General features: G+C 70.3%; 5 protein-coding genes. 2 read left to right on the forward strand and 3 right to left on the reverse strand.

The features are described from left to right. Positions 1 to 283: 283 nt before the first annotated feature. Positions 284 to 769, reverse strand: coding sequence for a MarR family winged helix-turn-helix transcriptional regulator (locus B3I25_RS09980; RefSeq protein ID WP_085106129.1), 486 nt, complete (start codon positions 767 to 769; stop codon positions 284 to 286). 56 nt (positions 770 to 825) lie between these two features. Next, the gene (locus B3I25_RS09985; protein WP_286738787.1) at positions 826 to 1,701 is read right to left on the reverse strand and encodes a hypothetical protein; all 876 of its coding nucleotides are present in this window, start codon (positions 1,699 to 1,701) and stop codon (positions 826 to 828) included. A gap of 162 nt (positions 1,702 to 1,863) precedes the next feature. Here B3I25_RS09985 and B3I25_RS09990 point away from each other — a divergent pair, with 162 nt between their 5' ends. After that, the gene (locus B3I25_RS09990; RefSeq protein ID WP_064847409.1) at positions 1,864 to 2,961 is read left to right on the forward strand and encodes a glutathione S-transferase family protein; all 1,098 of its coding nucleotides are present in this window, start codon (positions 1,864 to 1,866) and stop codon (positions 2,959 to 2,961) included. A gap of 417 nt (positions 2,962 to 3,378) precedes the next feature. After that, positions 3,379 to 4,224, forward strand: coding sequence for an HpcH/HpaI aldolase/citrate lyase family protein (locus tag B3I25_RS09995; RefSeq protein ID WP_085106133.1), 846 nt, complete (start codon positions 3,379 to 3,381; stop codon positions 4,222 to 4,224). A gap of 47 nt (positions 4,225 to 4,271) precedes the next feature. Here the strand turns inward: B3I25_RS09995 and B3I25_RS10000 are convergent. Then, on the reverse strand, positions 4,272 to 4,988 hold a 717-nt coding region (locus B3I25_RS10000; RefSeq protein WP_286738791.1), incomplete at its 5' end, for an HAD family hydrolase.

Below are 4,988 nucleotides of genomic sequence, written 5' to 3' on the forward strand. Positions count from 1 at the left end.
GGGATCATCAGTAGCTTTACTTGCGTATCAATGTAGTTGCTGCATAAAATCGGGTTGTCGGCCGAAGTGGCCCGGGCGCATCCCCCCAAATACGCGCCCGGATGATCCCCCGGCTGGCCGGCGCCCCGATCTCCCCCAGATTCGGGATGTCCGACGGGTCCTGCCGATCCCCCAAGTGGCAGGACCCGTCCCCTGTTAACGGGTTTTTTTCTGGAAACCCGCGGGGCCCGTCGGCTGCGGCAAGCCCCGGGGTCCACCGCGAGGACCACGGCTCGAAGGCCCGTCAGGCGAGATCCATGGACCGCAAGCGCGGCAACACCTTGTCCGCGATGCTCACCAGGGCCGTCTGTTCCTCCTCGCTGAGCCGGTCCATGAACGCGGCACGCACCATCTCCAGGTGGGCGGGGGCCGCGCGCGCGATGACCTCGCGCCCGTGCTCGGTGATCCCCACCACGAGCCCGCGGGCATCGGTGGGGCTGGGGGAGCGGCAGATCATGTCCCGCCGTTCCATACGGGAGAGCATGTGGGATAACCGCGAGCGTTCCCAGCCCAGTTCCCGGAGCAAATCACGCGAAGGCAGTTCCCCCGAGTCGCTCTCGGACAGCGGGACGAGGACCTCGTACTCGGATCCGGACAGTTTGCTGTCACGTTGCAGCTGCCGGTCCACCGCGCGCTCCATGCTGCGGGACAGGGTCAGGAAGCTGCGCCACACCCGGTCCTCGGTGTCGCTGAGCCACGGCGTGTGCCGGGTGCCGGTCGTGCTGTCCATGGGTGTTTCCTCGTGGTGCGCCGCGCGGGGCGGGGGCTGGCGGGTGGACGGGGGTGTCAGTCCCGGGGGTCGTGTCTGATCCAGTCCGAATCGTAATAGTTGCCTTCGTCCCGCCGGTCCCGGTCACGCAGTCGCTCGGCGTAGTCCGTGGGACGAAGGGGCGAATCGTCGTCGTCGGGCCGGGTGAGCCGGGACGTGGCCACGAGGCCGAAACCGAGCCCGGCACCCACGATCATGGTCATCCCACCCACGATGAACGCCAGGATGTAGTCGTCCAGCAGGTCCGCGGGCACGGAGGGCCCGAGCCACGAGGGGACTACGAAGGCTGTGGCGATGCAGCCGAGGCCCAGGAGCAGCAGGGCCGCAGGGATCAGCCACAGCTTGGACCACGCACGGCGCACGGGTTGCGTGGGATCCCGGAAGATCGGCAGCGCCCGGGTCTGCACGAGCGCGTACCCCGCGACCCCGGCCACCGTGAGGACCGCCCCGATGACCCAGCCGAGCCACGCACCCTGCGCGATCAGACCGAGGCCGACGAGCAGCCCCAGCAGGACCACGGTGAAGGACAGCCCGTGGCCCATGCGCCGCGCCGCACGCGACGACGCCGCGCGGGCCTCCGCTGACGGGGACGCAGCCAGGCGCGGGGTCGAGGCGGACGGGGACCCAGTAGACGGCGCCGCGGTCGGGGAGCCGGGGGAGGCGGCCGAGCCGGGCGCCGTCGTTCCGCCCGAAGCAGACTGGGTGTCCCGGTCAGCGGAACCCTGCGGGCCCCCGGGACCCTGCGCGTCCCCGGGACCCGTGGTGCGGATGCCGTAGGTCGGGCGTTCGCGGGGAGCAGGCACGGGTGACCGCGCGCCGCCGCGTGACGGTGCGTCCTGGGAGGGGGAATCGGACGGGTCGTGCTCGTCCCGTGGGTGTGGGGCAGAAGTCATGGGCAAGTTCTCGGGTGAGGGGACAACGGGCTCACGCGGGGTGTTTCGACAGGGCCACTGTAGCCCTCCGCGCGAGTCCTCCGCGCGGTCCAGGGCACCCCGGGGCTACCCCACTCGAGGATTGGTGACGTATCATCAAAATATATTCACGGAAGGTACAGCATGTTGGATTCCACGACCCAGAACATCGAACAGGCCGAGGACGGGCGCTACTCCACCGCCGGGGCCTACGTCCACGAGGGCGAGGAGTACAACCGCGACACCACCTACATCGAGGACCGCATCGTGGCGGACCCGGAGCACGCGGAACTGGCCGAAGGCGCCCGGGCGTGGCCCGTGGAGGCCGGTCGGTACCGGTTGGTGGCCGCGCGGGCGTGCCCGTGGGCCAACCGCACGCTGATCGTGCGCCGCCTGCTGGGCCTCGAGGACGCCATCTCGGTGGGCCTGCCCGGACCCACGCACGATTCCCGTTCGTGGCGTTTCGACCTGGACCCGGACGGGCGTGACCCCGTGCTGGGCACCGAGCGGCTGCAGGAGAACTACTTCAAGCGCTTCCCGGACTACCCCCGGGGGATTACGGTGCCGGCCATCGTGGACATCCCCACGGGCCAAGTGGTGACCAATAACTTCCCGCAGATCACCGAGGACTTCAGCACCGAGTGGAAGCAGTTCCACCGGGAGGGCGCCCCCGATCTGTGGCCCGAGGAGCTCGTGCCCGAGATGCGCGAGGTGATGCACCGCATCTACACCGAGATCAACAACGGTGTGTACCGCTGCGGTTTCGCGGGCTCGCAGGAGGCCTACGAGTCTGCGTACGAGCGGTTGTGGACGGCCATGGACTGGGTCGAGGAACGGCTCTCCGGCCAGCGCTACCTCATGGGCGATCACATCACCGAGGCGGACGTGCGCTTGTTCACCACCCTCGCACGTTTCGACCCGGTGTACGTGAGCCACTTCAAGGCGTCCCGGAACAAGCTCACGGAGATGCCCAACCTGTGGGGTTACGCGCGCGATCTGTTCCAGACCCCGGGCTTCGGTGACACCGTGGACTTCCAGCAGATCAAGGAGCACTACTTCGTCGTGCACCGGGACATCAACCCGTCCGGCATCGTGCCGCTCGGCCCGTCCCTGGAGAACTGGACGAGCCCCCACGGTCGCGAGTCGCTGGGCGGCTCCCCGTTCGCCCCCGGTGCCACGGCATCGGGTCCCGTGCGGGACGACGAGCGAGTGGACCCGGACCACACCCCGCTCGCCTCCTGATCACCTCACGCGGCCCCCGGACGATGCGCAGGACCCGTCCGGGAGCCGCGTGCGCCCGTGTGGTGGTGAGCACCCTCACCGGGGGTACGCCATGCCGGACGGAGGTCGCTTCTCATCGCGCGACGCCGGGGTGGTTCGCGCATCCTCGTGGGATCCCCACAAACCCCCGGCGGGGGCTTTTGTGCCCCGGCCCGACGGCGCTCGATGGCCCCTGGTACTAGGGTTGATGTCGCGTGTCGGGTGACTTCACCCGCGCGGCACCGCCGCCGTACCGCACCCGATGGGCGCTCGCCGCGGTCCCGAACGACACCCCGATCCCACGGTTACGAATCGCGCCCTGACGCCGTCGTCCCGCGGGGCGCGACGAGCCGCCCCGAATGCCCCCAGACCGATCCCACCCACTTCCCCAGGAGACCCATGGCCCCGTACCGTAACCAACGCGCCGCTGCACTTCCCGCGCGACTCTCCCGCTCGTGGTTGCTGACGTCGGCGGCGGACACGTCGCTGTTCGCGCCCGCGCTGGCCTCGGAAGCGGACTCCGTGATCCTGGACATCGAGGACGCGGTGCCGGAGGAGGACAAGGACCGCGCCCGTGAGGACATGATGGAGGCCATGCACCAGGGCGTGAGCGCATGGGTGCGGATCAACGACATCACCACCCCGCACTGGGAGAAGGACCTGGCCGCGCTGAATGAGGTCGACAACCTGCGGGGCATCGTGCTCGCCAAGACCGAGCACCCGGACCACATCACCAAGACCGCCATGATGAGCCAGGCGGGAATCCCTGTGGTCGCACTGATCGAGTCCGCCGTGGGCCTCATGAACGCGTACGACATCGCGCGCGCCCCGGGCGTGTTCCGGCTCGCGTTCGGTGTGGGCGACTTCCGCCGTGACACCGGTGCCTCGGGGGACCCCATGGCCCTGGCGTTCGCGCGCTCGACCCTGGTCACGGCGTCGCGGGTGGGTGAGCTGCCCGGTCCCATCGACGGCCCCACCAACGGGGTGTCCGGGGCGGAGCTCGAGGCCGCGTGCAAGGTCACGCAGTCCATGGGCATGACGGGCAAGCTGTGCCTGAACCCGGACCAGACGGACGGCATCAATCACGCGTTGGCCCCGAGCGATCAGGAGATCCGCTGGGCCCGTGAGATGATCGAGCAGGCCGAGTCCGGTCACGCCGGTGCGGACGGTTCCTACCTCCCGCGCCTCGCGCGCGCCAAGAAGGTCTCGGAACTCGCGGAGACCTACGGCCTCTGGAACAGCTGATCCGCCGTGGGGTCCGTCCAGCGGGCCCAGCTGCGGACTCCCCGCACCTACAGCGGCAGTCCCCACACCCGCAGCATGTCCCCGACCGCGGGGTCGGCCAGCGACTCCGCCCGGAAGTGGGACGTGATGGGTTCGTCGTGGCCGTGGGGCACTCCCAGCACCCACAGTCCCGCGGCGACCGCGGCTGCGGTGCCCGCGGGGGAGTCCTCGACAGCGAGCGCGTCCGCGGGCTCCACGCCCAGGCGCCGCGCGGCCTCCTCGTAGATGTCCGGGGCGGGTTTGCCGCGGGGTACGTCCTGCGCGCTGACCCACGTCACGACGACGTCCGCGAGGCCGATCGCGTGCATCTTCCGATCCAGGATCCCGCGGGTGGAGTTGCTCGCCACGGCTACCGGGACCCGCTGGGCGCACGCCCGCACGGTCTCGATCGCGCCCGGTAACGGTTCCAGGACCTCACCGACCACGTCCTCCTCGGTGCGCACGAGCCGCTCGTACACGGCGTCGAACCCGGGAGCGGGCTCGTCCCGCTGCTCGGCCACGGCTGCCGCGCGCCGCGAGATGTCCCGGGCCACGTCCGCGGCGGACAGCCCCATGAGGGACGTGCCCGCGCGCTCGTCGAGCGTCACGCCGAACGATTCGGCGACCTGGGCCTGCACACGCGCCCACGCGCTCTCGGTGTCCATGAGCACGCCGTCGCAGTCGAAGACGACGGCGCGCGGGCGCCAGTGCGGGCCCGGGCCGGGCAGGGTGGTATCCATGCCCCC

Source organism: Kocuria sp. UBA1838 (assembly GCF_002338785.1).
Lineage (GTDB): Bacteria > Actinomycetota > Actinomycetes > Actinomycetales > Micrococcaceae > Kocuria > Kocuria marina.